The sequence below is a fragment of the Methylophaga sp. genome (assembly GCF_965655755.1).
Taxonomy (GTDB): domain Bacteria; phylum Pseudomonadota; class Gammaproteobacteria; order Nitrosococcales; family Methylophagaceae; genus Methylophaga.
The window spans coordinates 1-14729 of sequence record NZ_CBFHHW010000037.1 but is presented as its reverse complement, the minus strand read 5'-3'; the positions used below and the strand labels follow the sequence as shown (position 1 = coordinate 14729).

The following is a 14729-nucleotide window of genomic DNA, read 5'->3' as shown; positions in this document are numbered from 1 at the left end:
CCAGACGTGACCGTACTGACCTTTACCACCACTTTGGCGCACAAACTTGCCTTCCGCTTCAACGGTTTTACGTATCGTTTCACGGTACGCAACCTGTGGTGCACCTACGTTTGCCTCAACACTGAACTCACGCTTAAGGCGATCAATAATGATATCTAAGTGAAGCTCACCCATACCGGCAATGATCGTTTGTGCTGACTCTTCATCAGTCGACACACTAAATGATGGGTCTTCTTTCGCGAGCTTACCTAGAGCGATACTCATTTTTTCCTGATCAGCCTGCGTTCTTGGCTCAATCGCGACCGAAATAACCGGGTCGGGAAATTCCATCCGCTCAAGCATAATACGGTGATCCGGATCACATAGGGTTTCACCGGTGATGGTGTCTTTCAGGCCAATCGCTGCGGCAATATCGCCAGCACGTACTTCGGTGATCTCTTCACGGCTGTTAGCGTGCATTTGTACAAGACGGCCGATCCGTTCTTTTTTACCCTTAAGTGGGTTATAGACAGCATCACCGGATTTCAACACGCCGGAATAAACACGGAAGAATGTTAAGGTCCCAACGAAACTATCTGAAGCGATTTTGAATGCCAGTGATGCAAATGGAAGATCATCGTCCGCTTCACGTGTCTCATAGACTTCATTTTCAACATCTACCAGACCTTTGATTGCTGGTACGTCATTCGGAGCTGGCATGTAGTCAATAACAGCATCAAGCACAGCCTGAACGCCTTTATTCTTGAACGCGGAACCACAAAATGCAGGGACAATTTCATTCGCCAAGGTTTGCAGGCGAATGCCTTTTTTGATGTCTTCGTTTTCCAGGTCACCTGTTTCAAGGTACTTATCCATCAACTCTTCGCTGGCCTCTGCAGCCGCTTCGACAAGTTGTTCACGATACAGATCACATTCGCTCTGCATACTGGCAGGAATGTCACGTGCGTCGTAGGTGACGCCGAGATCATCCGGATTCCAGTAAATAGCTTTCATGCGGACCAGATCCACAACACCTTCGAACTCTTCTTCTGAGCCAATAGGTAATTGTAAAACGATGGGGTTAGCACCAAGTCGTTTTTTAATTTGTGCTATTACACGCAGGAAGTCCGCACCCTGACGATCCATCTTATTGACAAATGCAAGACGGGGAACATGGTATTTGTTAGCTTGACGCCAGACAGTTTCAGATTGCGGTTCTACACCGCCGACCGCACAGAAAACGGCAACGGCACCATCAAGTACACGCAAAGAACGTTCTACTTCAATGGTGAAGTCAACGTGTCCTGGTGTATCGATGATATTAATACGATGTTGTTCATATTGCTGATCCATACCAGCCCAGAAACAGGTGGTTGCAGCAGAAGTAATGGTAATACCACGCTCTTGCTCTTGCTCCATCCAGTCCATGACTGCGGCACCGTTATGTACTTCGCCAATCTTATGCGAAATACCCGTATAGAACAGCACGCGCTCGGTCGTCGTGGTTTTACCCGCGTCGATGTGAGCCATGATGCCGATATTACGGTATCGATTAATAGGTGTACTACGTGCCACTATAGGTACTCTTGAATCAACAATGTTAAAGAACAAAAACCTTCACCAGAACTAGCTGGTGAAGGGGTTACTACTTAGAAGCGGAAGTGAGAGAACGCCTTATTCGCTTCGGCCATACGATGTGTGTCTTCTTTCTTCTTAACGGCGGTGCCTTTGTTTTCAAACGCATCGGCAATTTCACCGGCCAGACGCATACCCATGGATTTTTCACCACGTTTGCGTGAAGCTTCAACCAACCAACGCATTGCCAGAGCAACACGACGTTCTGGACGAACTTCAACTGGTACCTGGTAAGTTGCACCACCAACACGACGAGATTTTACTTCAACCATCGGGCTGATGTTTTCAATCGCTTTTTGGAATGCTTCCAATCCGTCTGTGCCTTTACTTTGCGAAACTGAATCTAATGCACCGTAGGTGATTTTTTCAGCAACAGACTTTTTGCCGTCTTTCATGATGACGTTGATGAACTTAGCCAAACCGATGTTTTGAAACTTCGGATCCGGCAGGACTTCACGTTTGGCAATAACCCTTCTTCTTGGCATTTGTCTTTCCTAAATCTTATTCGTTAAACGCTAGTAGTCTTACTGACTTAGCTCTTTGGACGCTTAGCGCCATACTTAGAGCGACCTTGACGACGCTCAGTCACACCGGACGTATCCAGTGCACCACGAACAGTGTGATAACGCACACCAGGTAAGTCTTTAACACGACCACCGCGAATCAGAACAACACTATGTTCTTGCAGGTTATGGCCTTCACCACCAATATAGGATGTTACTTCGAAGCCGTTAGTCAAACGGACACGAGCTACTTTACGCATAGCTGAGTTCGGCTTTTTAGGGGTAGTGGTGTAAACACGTGTACATACCCCACGACGTTGCGGACAAGCTTGCAACGCTGGTACGTTATTTTTCTTATTTTGTTTCAATCTTGGTTTGCGAACCAACTGATTTATTGTTGCCATCTAAAATACAACCTTAACAAATATCTATTGGTGGTAGCCTGCGATACTATTATTCTCGCATTACCATTCCAGTAAAAAGCGGGCACCTGATAAAGGTGCCCGACAAAGAAGACGAATCATACAACGCAACTATCTGTCACGTCAAGGAATGTTTCAAGAAACCTCTTTCATTTCCTCATCTTTTGATTCTGCTGAATCAGGTGTCATGTCAACGTCAGGGTTTCCTTCAGCTGCCATGCGGGTACGCTGACGTTCCTTGTGGTACGCAAGACCTGTACCGGCAGGAATCAGACGACCTACGATGACGTTTTCTTTCAGACCACGCAGGTTATCACTCTTACCTGTTACCGCGGCGTCAGTCAGGACACGTGTTGTTTCCTGGAACGATGCTGCTGAGATAAACGAGTCTGTTGCCAGAGATGCTTTGGTAATACCCAACAATAATGGCGTAAAGGTCGTTTCAAGTTTTTCCTGTTTAAGCAGGATATCGTTCGCATCCAATGCGCGATCGTATTCAACTTGTTCACCTTTCAGGAACTTGCTGTCACCGGCAGAGTTAATTTCAACTTTACGCAACATCTGACGTACGATGACCTCAATGTGCTTGTCGTTTATCTTAACACCCTGCAGACGATAGACTTCCTGCACTTCGCTTACCATATAGTTAGCAAGCGCCAGAACACCTTTCAGTCGCAAAATATCATGCGGATCTTCAGGTCCATCGACAACCATTTCACCTTTTTCAATGTGCTCACCTTCAAACACAGAAACATGACGCCATTTAGGAATCAGCTCTTCGTAAGGTTCGCCTTCTTTCGGTGTAATAATCAGACGCTGTTTACCTTTCGTTTCTTTACCGAAACTGATGGTACCGCTGATTTCTGCCATCAATGCAGGATCTTTTGGTTTACGCGCTTCAAACAAGTCAGCAACACGCGGCAGACCACCCGTGATATCACGCGTTTTACTACTTTCCTGAGGAATACGTGCCAGGATGTCACCAATTTCCACTTCTTGACCATCTGTTGCACGAACGATCGCACCACCAGGCAAGAAGTACATAGCCGGAATATCTGTGCCTGGAATAAAGACATCTTCACCATTGGCATCGATCAGTTTAACCATCGGACGCATGTCTTTTGCTGAGCTACCGCGCTGTTTAGGTTCACGCACGATCAAGCTGGTCAGGCCGGTTACTTCGTCGACAGTCTTATCAACGGTCACACCTTCAACCAGGTCACTCAGCTGAACCATACCGGCTACTTCTGTTACAACCGGATGCGTATGTGGATCCCAGTTAGCAACAACCTGACCGGCTTCAACTGCTTCATTATCCGCTACAGAAATTTCCGCACCGTAGGGGATCTTATAGCGTTCACGCTCACGACCATTATCATCAACCAGATGCAATTCACCTGAACGTGATACGGCAATAAATTTACCGGCCGAGTTCTGAACGTTCTTGATGTTGTGATAACGCACGTTACCTTTATACTTCAGGGCAACTGAGTTATCAGCTGCTGTACGTGAGGCGGCACCACCAATGTGGAAGGTACGCATTGTCAACTGTGTACCAGGCTCACCGATAGATTGTGCTGCGATAACACCAACAGCTTCACCTACGTTGATTCTGTGGCCACGGCCTAAGTCACGGCCATAACAAGCAGAACAGACACCGTAACGAGATTCACAAGTAATCGCACTGCGAACCAAGACTTCATCGATACCTTCATTTTCCAGCTTATTAACAGCGGCTTCGTCAATCATTTCACCTGCTGCCAGAATGACGCGTTCGCCATCCGTTGTCATCAGATCTTGTGCTACCACACGACCCAGAACACGTTCACCCAAAGGTTCTACTACGTCACCACCTTCAATGATCGGTGACATATTCAGCCCCAGTGAGGTGCCACAATCTTCTTCGACAACAACCAAGTCTTGTGAGACGTCAACCAGACGACGTGTCAGATAACCCGAGTTCGCTGTTTTCAGAGCGGTATCCGCCAGACCTTTACGCGCACCATGGGTGGAGATAAAGTATTGCAGAACGTCCAGACCTTCACGGAAGTTCGCCGTGATAGGTGTTTCGATGATTGATCCATCTGGTTTAGCCATCAAACCACGCATACCGGCTAACTGACGAATCTGTGCAGCAGAACCACGTGCACCTGAATCAGCCATCATGTAGATGGAGTTCATTGAGACTTGCTCAACTTCATTACCTTCCGCATCAATGACAGTGTCTTTGCCGATACCATCCATCATCGCTTTTGCGACTTGGTCATTGGTACGCGACCAGATATCAATGATCTTGTTATAACGCTCGCCGTCAGTAACCAGACCGGAAGCATATTGCGAGGCAATTTCTTCGACTTCTGCTTCCGCTTTAGCCAGAATCTCTGCCTTTTCTCCCGGAATGACCATGTCATCAGCACCAACAGAGGCACCTGATTGCGTCGCCTGAGTAAAGCCAAGGTACATCAACTGATCCGCAAAAATAACGGTATCTTTCAGACCCAGACGGCGATAACTGGTATTAATCACATCACCGATAGCTTTTTTGGTCATCGGACGATCCACCACTGAGAACGGCAGACCTTTAGGTACGATGCTGAACAAAATTGCACGACCAACGGTCGTTTCAACACGTATACGGCGTGTTTGTTCAACTTCTGGCAAGGTAATGTCAGTCTCTTCTAATCGAACAGTTACTTTGGCATGCAATGAAACAGCACTGTTGTCATATGCACGGCGCAGTTCTAACAAATCAGCAAAGTTGCTGCCTTCACCTTTTTCGTTCACACGATCACGTGTCATATAGTACAGTCCCAGAACAACGTCCTGAGAAGGAATAATGACTGGTTCACCGTTTGCTGGTGACAGAATATTGTTGGTTGCCATCATTAATGAACGCGCTTCCAACTGTGCTTCCAGTGACAACGGTACGTGAACCGCCATTTGGTCACCATCAAAGTCGGCGTTGAAAGCACTACAGACTAATGGGTGAAGCTGAATCGCTTTACCTTCAATCAATAATGGTTCAAAAGCCTGAATACCAAGACGGTGAAGTGTCGGTGCACGGTTAAGCATGACCGGATGTTCACGAATGACTTCTTCGAGGATATCCCAGACTTCAGGTCCTTCGCGTTCGACCATTTTTTTGGCAGCTTTAATGGTTGTCGCCAGACCTTGACGCTCCAACTTGCCGTAGATAAAAGGCTTGAACAGTTCCAAAGCCATTTTCTTAGGCAAACCACATTGGTGTAGTTTCAGGTAAGGCCCGACTACGATTACCGAACGACCGGAATAGTCGACACGTTTACCCAATAGATTCTGACGGAAACGACCTTGCTTACCTTTAATCATGTCAGCCAGTGACTTCAACGGCATACGATTAGTACCCGTTATAGCACGACCACGACGACCGTTATCCAATAAGGCGTCTACAGACTCCTGCAACATACGTTTTTCATTACGCACGATAATGTCAGGTGCGTTCAGATCCAACAGACGTTTCAGACGATTATTACGGTTAATAACGCGACGGTATAGATCATTCAAATCTGATGTCGCGAAACGACCACCATCCAGAGGAACCAACGGACGCAGATCAGGTGGCAGTACTGGCAGTACTTCCATGACCATCCACTCAGGTTTATTACCTGAATCGTGGAAGGCTTCCATCAGTTTCAGACGCTTGGTCAGTTTCTTGATCTTCGTTTCAGAGTTAGTGCCGTTAATTTCTTCACGGATAACGTCAATTTCATTGGTCAGGCTGATGTTTTTCAGCAGTTGTTGCACTGCCTCAGCACCCATGCGTGCATCAAACTCGTCACCGTATTCTTCCACCGCTTGCAGGAAGGTCTCATCCGACAGTAACTGACCTTTTTCTAAAGGAGTCATACCGGGGTCAACAACAATGAACGCTTCGAAATAAAGAACACGCTCGATATCACGGAGTGTCATATCAAGGAATAATGAAATACGTGATGGTAACGATTTCAGGAACCAGATATGAGCAACGGGGCTCGCTAATTCAATGTGACCCATGCGCTCACGACGCACTTTTGCGACAGTGACTTCAACTCCACATTTTTCACAGATAACGCCACGATGCTTTAGGCGTTTATATTTACCACACAAACATTCGTAATCTTTGACTGGGCCAAAGATTTTGCAGCAGAACAAACCTTCACGTTCCGGCTTAAAAGTACGGTAGTTGATGGTTTCTGGTTTTTTAACTTCACCAAAAGACCATGATCTCACCATTTTCGGTGAGGCCAGGCCAATGCGAATAGCATCAAATTCTTCTGGCTGAGTTTGTTGCTTTAACAAGTTAAGCAAGTCTTTCATCTTTATTCTCCGCTGCCGTTAAACGGCTAATATCACGATTATCAGTCTTTACCCGGTATTGCTTATTCGTTGACTAGGTCAACGTCAATACCCAGAGAACGAATCTCACGGGTCAATACTTTGAAGGACTCAGGCATACCTGCATCCATACGATAATCACCATCAACGATGTTCTTGTAAATCTTAGTACGACCGTTAACATCATCTGATTTCACAGTCAGCATTTCCTGCAATGTGTAGGCTGCACCATAAGCTTGCAGTGCCCAAACCTCCATCTCACCAAAGCGCTGACCACCGAACTGAGCTTTACCACCCAGCGGTTGCTGTGTCACCAGACTGTATGGACCCGTTGAACGCGCATGCATTTTGTCATCAACCAAGTGATTCAGTTTCAGCATATGCATATAACCAATCGTGACCGGACGGTGGAAGAATTCACCGGTGCGACCATCGATCAATTTAGCCTGACCACTACGTGGCAGACCTGCCAGTTCCAACATATCTTTGATCTCATTTTCCTGAGCACCGTCAAAGACTGGTGTTGCCATCGGCACACCACCTTGTAAGTTTTTCGACAGTTCAATAATTTCATCGTCTGTCAAAGAATCAAGATCTTCTTTCGTACCACTGGTGTTATAAACCTTGCCAAGGAATTCACGCAGCTCAGAAATTTCTTTCTGTTGCTGTAGCATTTCCTCAATCTTGTAACCAAGACCTTTGGCAGCCCAGCCCAGATGCACTTCCAGAATCTGACCGATATTCATACGTGAAGGTACACCCAATGGGTTTAGTACAATATCAACCGGACGACCATCTGCGGTGTAAGGCATATCTTCTACCGGTACGATGTTTGAAATAACACCTTTGTTACCGTGACGACCGGCCATTTTATCACCTGGCTGAATACGACGTTTCACTGCCAGGAAGACTTTAACCATCCGTTGAACACCTGGAGCCAAATCATGACCTGAAGTCAATTTATCTTTCTTGATTTGGAACGCTTCATCGATTTCCAGACGGTATTGTTGAAGATGCGTATTGGCTTGTTCAAGCAGCGTATTAAGCTCTTCATCTTCCATGCGAATATCAAACCATTTCGCATGTTCCAGGCCTTCCAGGTACGCCTCAGTCAGTTTTGTACCTTTCTTCAGTTCCGGTCCTGCTGCTGCGACTTTACCGACCAGATTACGCTCCAGACGTGCGAACACATCTTCGGTCATAATACGGTTTTGGTCTTTCAGGTCAGCCCAGACTTTCTCCAGTTCTGCTTTCTCGATCTCCTGAGTCCGTTCATCTTTCTCAACACCGTCACGGGTAAAGACTTGAACATCAATAACCGTACCGAATGTGCCTGAAGGAACGCGCAGCGATGAATCTTTCACATCAGCTGCTTTCTCACCGAAGATTGCACGTAGAAGCTTTTCTTCCGGTGTTAGCTGTGTTTCACCTTTTGGTGTCACTTTACCGACCAAGATGTCACCAGGCTTAACTTCAGCACCAACATAGACAATACCCGACTCATCTAGTTTTGACAGTGCACTCTCGCTAACGTTCGGAATATCACTGGTCACTTCTTCAGTTCCCAGCTTGGTATCACGTGCCAGACAGTTCAATTCCTGAATGTGGATAGTGGTGAAACGATCTTCTTCCACTACACGCTCAGAAACGAGGATCGAATCCTCAAAGTTGTAACCGTTCCAAGGCATGAACGCGACCAGAATGTTCTGACCCAGAGCCAGCTCACCTTTATCAGTTGATGGACCGTCAGCCAGCACATCGCCAGAGGCAATCACATCACCCGGTTTTACGATCGGACGTTGATTAATACACGTGCTTTGGTTTGATCGTGCGTATTTAATCAGGTTGTATATATCAACACCTGATTCACCCGATTCAGCTTCATCATCATTAACACGAATAACGATACGGCTGGCGTCAACTGAGTCAACGGTACCACCACGTTTCGCAGTAACCATAACGCCTGAGTCTTTAGCAACAACTCGTTCGATACCTGTACCGACTAATGGTTTATCAGCACGCAATGTGGGTACAGCTTGGCGCTGCATGTTTGAACCCATCAGAGCCCGGTTGGCGTCATCGTGCTCCAGGAATGGAATTAACGATGCAGCAACAGAAACCACCTGACGAGGTGACACGTCCATCAATTGTACTTGCTCGGATGGCGTCAATGATGATTCATTACGGTAACGGCAGTGAACCATGTTTTCAGCAATCGAGTTATCGTCATTCAGCTCAATGGTAGCCTGTGCAATTTTATATTCGCCCTCGTCAATCGCTGACAAATAGACGATTTCGTCTGTCGCTTTATTATCAATTACCTTACGGTACGGCGTCTCGATGAAACCATACTCATTGGTGCGTGCATACGTCGCCAAAGAGTTGATCAGACCGATGTTTGGACCTTCTGGTGTTTCGATTGGGCAAACACGGCCATAGTGCGTAGGGTGTACGTCGCGTACCTCAAAACCAGCGCGCTCACGTGTCAGACCGCCCGGACCTAATGCAGAAACACGACGTTTATGCGTGACTTCTGACAGCGGGTTATTTTGATCCATGAACTGAGACAGCTGGCTTGAACCAAAGAACTCTTTGATTGCCGCTGCTACAGGTTTCGCATTGATCAGTTGTTGTGGCATCAGACCTTCTGACTCAGCGATGCTCAAACGTTCACGAACAGCACGTTCTACACGAACCAGACCAACGCGGAATTGATTTTCAGCCATTTCACCGACACTACGGACACGGCGGTTCCCCAAGTGATCGATATCATCGACGATACCGTTACCATTGCGGATGGCAATTAGTTCTTTTAACACGGCAAGAATATCTTCTTTAGCCAGTGTACCCTCACCTTCCAGCTCTTCACGGCCCAGACGACGGTTAAACTTCATACGACCGACACTCGACAGATCGTAACGATCCATTGTGAAGAAAAGGCTGGTAAACAGATTCTGAGCAGCATCTTCAGTAGGTGGTTCACCTGGACGCATCATGCGATAGATTTCAATCTTCGCTTCCAGCGCACTACCCGTCTCATCGAGACGCATTGTGTCCGACATAAACGGACCATCATCCAGATCGTTAGAATAGATCGTTTCGATTTCAGTGATACCGAAACGGTCGAATGCTTCCAGCAAGTCGTCTGTGATTTCAGCATTCGCGTTTGCTAGTAGCTCGCCGGTTTCTGGATCAATTGTATCTTTAGCGAGAACTTTGCCAACCAGGAAGGTAGTAGGAACAGTCAGCGAATTCATGCCCGCTTTTTCCATTCTACGAATATGACGACCTGTAATTTGACGCTCTGCTTCAACAATCACTTCACCATCAGGATCGTTGATATCAAATGGGACGGCCTGACCACGGAGTCGTTGTGGTTCCAAAGCCATCTCAAAAGCATCGCCTTTTTTGACGAAACTATCATTACTGAAGAAAATTTCGAGAATTTCCTGATTGCTGTAACCCAGCGCACGCAACAGAATCGTTGCCGGCAATTTACGGCGGCGATCGATACGAACAAAGACTGAGTCTTTTGGATCAAATTCGAAATCCAGCCAAGAACCACGGTATGGAATAACGCGAGCGTTATAAAGGATCTTGCCTGAGGAGTGAGTTTTACCACGGTCACTGTCGAAGAACACACCTGGCGAACGGTGTAGTTGCGACACGATGACACGCTCTGTACCGTTGATGACAAAGTTACCTTTTTCTGTCATCAGCGGGATTTCACCCATGTAAACTTCCTGCTCTTTGATGTCTTTTACGACTTTTTGTTTCGCAGGGGCATCTTTATCATAAATGACAAGACGCATTTTTACTCTTAAAGGTGCGGCATAGGTTACGCCACGTAATTGGCATTCTTTAACATCGAATGAAGGGGTGCCCAATCGATAGCTGACATATTGCAGCTCTGCCATGCCAGTATGGCTCTTGATGGGGAACACAGATTCAAAAGCAGCATGCAGCCCTTTTGCACCGCGTTCGTCAGCGGCAACACCAAGTTGCAGGAAATCCTGGTAGGAGTTAACCTGCGTCGCTAGAAGGTTAGGAACATTCAAGACACTTGGACGCTTGCCAAAATCTTTACGAATCCGTTTTTTCTCGGTAAACGTATAGGCCATGTATTACACCTCGAAGAACGTCCTGTTTTCACACGCGTGAAAAGCAGGAATGATTATTGTGTTATGGCCGACAAAAACAGATCGGCCTGCAACGGAAAAAGGCCGGTGACCAAAATCACCAGCCATTTTCATTTCGCGGTGGCCTTCAGACCACCGCGACAGGTGTAGAGCTTACTTAAGTTCAGCAGCTGCACCAGCTTCAGTCAGTTGTTTAACAACGTCTTCTGCTTCAGATTTTTCAATGCCTTCTTTCACTGTAGCAGGTACGCCTTCAACCATTTCTTTGGCTTCTTTCAAGCCCAGACCTGTCAGACCACGAACAACTTTGATAACAGATACTTTGTTATCGCCGAAGCTTGTCATAACAACGTCGAACTCAGTTTGCTCAGCAGCAGCTTCGCCACCACCTTCAGCTGGAGCAGCAGCAGCGGCTACAGGAGCAGCAGCAGTTACACCAAATTTTTCTTCCATTGCTTCAATGAGGTCAACAACCTCAACAACGGTCATGTTGGAAATTGCTTCCAAGATATCGTCTTTAGATACAGCCATGATAATTTTCCTATTTCTAGCTTACAGAATTTATTAACGTGCTCAATCCAATAAAGATTAAGCAGCTTCTTTTGCGTCGCGTACAGCCGCGAACGTACGTACCATCTTGCTGGTCGGTGCTTGCAAAGTACGGACAAATTTCTCGATAGGCGCTTTAAGCGTACCCATGAACATGCTGATTGCTTGTTCTTTGGTCGGCATTTTCGCCAGTCTTTCGATTTCACTTGCTGGGTACAATTGTCCACCCAGTGAAACCATTTTGACATCAAGGTTTTTGTTCGTTTTCGCAAAGTCACTCATGACTCGTGCTACAGCACCTGGATCTTCCATAGAAAAACCAAATACCAACGGGCCAGTCATTCCTTCCTGCATGCAGGCGAAATCAGTACCCTCTACCGCACGACGAGCCAAAGTGTTACGAACAACACGCAAGTAAACATTCTCTTTACGCGCTGCAACACGCAGCTCAGTCATATCTGAAACAGTCAAACCACGGTATTCTGCTGCAACAGCAGAGAACGCGTTTGATGCTACTTCAGAGACCTCAGCAACGACGGCCTTTTTACCTTCTAGATTTAAAGCCACCTAAGACCTCCTTAGGTTCACTCACGAATGAGTGAATTGTTGCTACCAAGAAGTGTTGCCACTTCCACCTTTACGGTATTCAACGTCAGAAATTCTGCTGCTGAACCCGTCTGCGCAGGCCGTCCCGTAAATGATACCGGGTCAATTAAAATTGCTTGCCTGCGGTCTTAGACGACTCAGCCCGAAGGCTGAGCGGTCCAATTCGTTGGATAAATCTTATCCGAGGAAAGATTTATCGACAGTGACGCCAGCACCCATGGTGCTGGAAACACTGATGCGTTTGATGTATGTACCTTTGGCTGAGCTAGGCTTCAGCTTATTCAGGTCATCGAGTAACGCATGTAAATTTTGTTCTAATGCGGCCACTTCAAAGCCTGCATTACCGATAGGGCAATGGATGATACCCGCCTTATCTGTGCGGTAACGAACCTGACCCGCTTTAGCGTTTGTAACTGCTTCAGCAACGTTTGGCGTTACAGTACCCACTTTTGGGTTAGGCATCAGACCACGAGGGCCCAAGACTTGACCAAGTTGACCCACGATACGCATGGCATCCGGAGTCGCAATAACGACATCAAAGTCCATATTGCCTTTTTTGATATCTTCAGCCAGATCTTCGAAACCAATAATATCTGCACCTGCTTCTTTTGCTGCATCAGCATTAGCGCCTTGAGCAAAAACAGCAACGCGAACAGTTTTACCTGTTCCGTTTGGCATAACAGTTGAGCTACGAACAACCTGATCAGATTTACGTGGATCAACACCGAGGTTAATCGACACATCGATCGACTCTACAAATTTTGCAGACGCATTTTCTTTAACAAAGGTCAATGCTTCTTCTACGCTGAAAAGTTTGCCATCTTGCAATTTTTCGCGAATAGCGCGTGTTCTTTTACTTAAAGCAGCCATTACTCAACACCCTCCGTGTCCAGACCCATGCTACGTGCTGTACCAGCAACTGTTCTGACGGCAGCATCCAAATCAGCCGCTGACAGGTCAGGCATTTTAGTGTTGGCAATTTCTTCCAACTGAGCACGTGTGACTGTTCCTACTTTTTCAGTGTTTGGACGTCCACTACCACTTTTCAGACCAGCTGCTTTTTTCAGCAATACTGATGCCGGTGGTGTTTTTGTGATGAAGGTAAAGCTTTTGTCATTATACACAGTGATAACAACTGGAATTGGCAAGCCACCTTCCAAGTTTTGAGTTTGAGCGTTAAACGCTTTACAAAACTCCATAATATTCAGGCCATGCTGACCTAAAGCTGGACCAACGGGTGGACTTGGATTAGCACCACCTGCTGGCACTTGCAGCTTGATATAAGCTTCAATTTTTTTAGCCATGTTAACTCCTTACGGGTTCAAACGCCTTACGGCTCCCCAGTGACAAACCAGCCGAAGCTGGACATTCTTAATATTAGCTCTAGCCTTTAGCGACCTGGCTAAACTCAAGTTCAACCGGTGTCGAACGACCAAAGATGACCACTTCAACCCGCAGTCTGCTCTTCTCGTAATTGACTTCTTCCACGACACCTGTGAAATCATTAAACGGACCATCAGTAACGCGAACCACTTCACCCGGCTCAAACAACACTTTAGGTCGTGGGCTATCAGAACCATCCTGAACACGTTGCAGAATTTGATTTGCTTCGGCTTCCGAAATAGGCGCCGGACGATCACCGGTACCACCGATGAAACGTAAAACACGTGGCAAATCGTTCACCACATGCCAGCTTTCATCATCCATTTCCATGTTTACCAACACATAGCCGGGGAAGAATTTTCGTTCACTCTTACGCTGTTGACCTTCACGCATTTCCACGACTTCTTCAGTCGGAACCAGGATTTCACCAAATTTATCTTGCAACTCAAGACGGCTGATGCGCTCTTCAAGAGAACGTTTCACTTGTGCTTCGAAGCCAGAATAAGCCTGAATTACATACCAACGTTTGCTCATTAGAAACCCTGTATTATAGCGTCAGAGCGCGAACGCCCCAACCTAATAATGAATCGATACCCCAAAGCATCAGTGCAACCATAATAACCATCAGGATAACAACCAATGTCGTTTGCAAGGTTTCCTGACGAGTTGGCCAGACAACTTTACGAACTTCTACATTAGTGTCACCGATGTAAGACAGCACAGTAGAACCTATAGCTGTTTTAGATGCGATGAACAAAGAGATACCTGCCACAGCCAGAAGGCCTAGCACGCGAAGCAATGTTGAATACTCTGAGTAGGTATAAAACAAAGCAATCGCAGCCATCATTAAGACGACTGCGACTATTAATTTGATATTGTCTGCCATTGTTTTTCGTTATATATCCGATTTGAGGAAAACATATGATGGCAGGCCAGGAGGGAATCGAACCCCCAACCTACGGTTTTGGAGACCGTCGCTCTGCCAATTGAGCTACTGGCCTATCATATGCTCTCAAAATCACTGAGCGCCAAAGCGCTCAGCGTGTGGCATCCTTACAAGCTTATTCAGTGATCTTACTGACAACACCAGCACCAACTGTGCGGCCGCCTTCACGAATAGCAAAACGTAACCCTTCTTCCATCGCAATCGGTGCAATCAA

At 46.6% G+C, this 14729-nt stretch carries 12 protein-coding genes and 1 tRNA gene; all 13 read right to left on the bottom strand.

Going from position 1 to position 14729, the window contains the following annotated elements:
• The coding region (fusA, locus tag ACTF5U_RS11060; RefSeq protein WP_438971689.1) for an elongation factor G at positions 1 to 1509 on the bottom strand (1509 nt) is incomplete at its 3' end.
• Positions 1510 to 1628: 119 nt separating this feature from the next.
• A complete protein-coding gene (gene rpsG, locus ACTF5U_RS11055; RefSeq protein WP_438971687.1) occupies positions 1629 to 2099 on the bottom strand; it encodes a 30S ribosomal protein S7 in 471 nt (156 codons plus the stop codon).
• Between the two features lie 47 nt (positions 2100 to 2146).
• Positions 2147 to 2521 (bottom strand): 30S ribosomal protein S12, encoded by a 375-nt coding sequence (gene rpsL / locus ACTF5U_RS11050; protein ID WP_438971686.1) that lies wholly within the window; start codon positions 2519 to 2521, stop codon positions 2147 to 2149.
• 153 nt (positions 2522 to 2674) lie between these two features.
• Entirely contained in the window at positions 2675 to 6874 is a 4200-nt protein-coding gene (rpoC, locus tag ACTF5U_RS11045; RefSeq protein ID WP_438971685.1) for a DNA-directed RNA polymerase subunit beta', read from the bottom strand.
• Between the two features lie 62 nt (positions 6875 to 6936).
• A complete protein-coding gene (gene rpoB / locus ACTF5U_RS11040) occupies positions 6937 to 11013 on the bottom strand; it encodes a DNA-directed RNA polymerase subunit beta (RefSeq protein WP_438971684.1) in 4077 nt (1358 codons plus the stop codon).
• Positions 11014 to 11184: 171 nt separating this feature from the next.
• Positions 11185 to 11562, bottom strand: coding sequence for a 50S ribosomal protein L7/L12 (gene rplL, locus ACTF5U_RS11035; protein WP_438971683.1), 378 nt, complete (start codon positions 11560 to 11562; stop codon positions 11185 to 11187).
• Between the two features lie 57 nt (positions 11563 to 11619).
• Positions 11620 to 12147, bottom strand: coding sequence for a 50S ribosomal protein L10 (gene rplJ, locus ACTF5U_RS11030; protein ID WP_438971682.1), 528 nt, complete (start codon positions 12145 to 12147; stop codon positions 11620 to 11622).
• A 216-nt stretch (positions 12148 to 12363) separates the two neighbouring features.
• On the bottom strand, positions 12364 to 13056 hold the full coding sequence (gene rplA / locus ACTF5U_RS11025; RefSeq protein ID WP_438971681.1) for a 50S ribosomal protein L1: 693 nt from the start codon (positions 13054 to 13056) through the stop codon (positions 12364 to 12366).
• Positions 13056 to 13490 (bottom strand): 50S ribosomal protein L11, encoded by a 435-nt coding sequence (gene rplK, locus ACTF5U_RS11020; RefSeq protein ID WP_438971680.1) that lies wholly within the window; start codon positions 13488 to 13490, stop codon positions 13056 to 13058. Before rplK ends, rplA begins: the two co-directional genes overlap by 1 nt.
• A gap of 79 nt (positions 13491 to 13569) precedes the next feature.
• The gene (gene nusG, locus ACTF5U_RS11015) at positions 13570 to 14103 is read right to left on the bottom strand and encodes a transcription termination/antitermination protein NusG (RefSeq protein WP_438971679.1); all 534 of its coding nucleotides are present in this window, start codon (positions 14101 to 14103) and stop codon (positions 13570 to 13572) included.
• Between the two features lie 13 nt (positions 14104 to 14116).
• On the bottom strand, positions 14117 to 14455 hold the full coding sequence (secE, locus tag ACTF5U_RS11010; RefSeq protein ID WP_438971678.1) for a preprotein translocase subunit SecE: 339 nt from the start codon (positions 14453 to 14455) through the stop codon (positions 14117 to 14119).
• Positions 14456 to 14494: 39 nt separating this feature from the next.
• A tRNA-Trp gene (locus ACTF5U_RS11005) sits at positions 14495 to 14570 on the bottom strand.
• A 60-nt stretch (positions 14571 to 14630) separates the two neighbouring features.
• A partial coding sequence (locus ACTF5U_RS11000) for a hypothetical protein (RefSeq protein WP_438971688.1) occupies positions 14631 to 14729 on the bottom strand: 99 nt, incomplete at its 5' end.

Bases quoted from the DNA above. Each gene is read 5' to 3' on its own strand.
- rpoC (WP_438971685.1), bottom strand. From the start codon at position 6,874: ATGAAAGACTTGCTTAACTTGTTAAAGCAACAAACTCAGCCAGAAGAA.
- secE (WP_438971678.1), bottom strand. From the start codon at position 14,455: ATGGCAGACAATATCAAATTAATAGTCGCAGTCGTCTTAATGATGGCT.
- rplL (WP_438971683.1), bottom strand. From the start codon at position 11,562: ATGGCTGTATCTAAAGACGATATCTTGGAAGCAATTTCCAACATGACC.
- rpsL (WP_438971686.1), bottom strand. From the start codon at position 2,521: ATGGCAACAATAAATCAGTTGGTTCGCAAACCAAGATTGAAACAAAAT.
- nusG (WP_438971679.1), bottom strand. From the start codon at position 14,103: ATGAGCAAACGTTGGTATGTAATTCAGGCTTATTCTGGCTTCGAAGCA.
- rplA (WP_438971681.1), bottom strand. From the start codon at position 13,056: ATGGCTGCTTTAAGTAAAAGAACACGCGCTATTCGCGAAAAATTGCAA.
- rpoB (WP_438971684.1), bottom strand. From the start codon at position 11,013: ATGGCCTATACGTTTACCGAGAAAAAACGGATTCGTAAAGATTTTGGC.
- rplK (WP_438971680.1), bottom strand. From the start codon at position 13,490: ATGGCTAAAAAAATTGAAGCTTATATCAAGCTGCAAGTGCCAGCAGGT.
- rpsG (WP_438971687.1), bottom strand. From the start codon at position 2,099: ATGCCAAGAAGAAGGGTTATTGCCAAACGTGAAGTCCTGCCGGATCCG.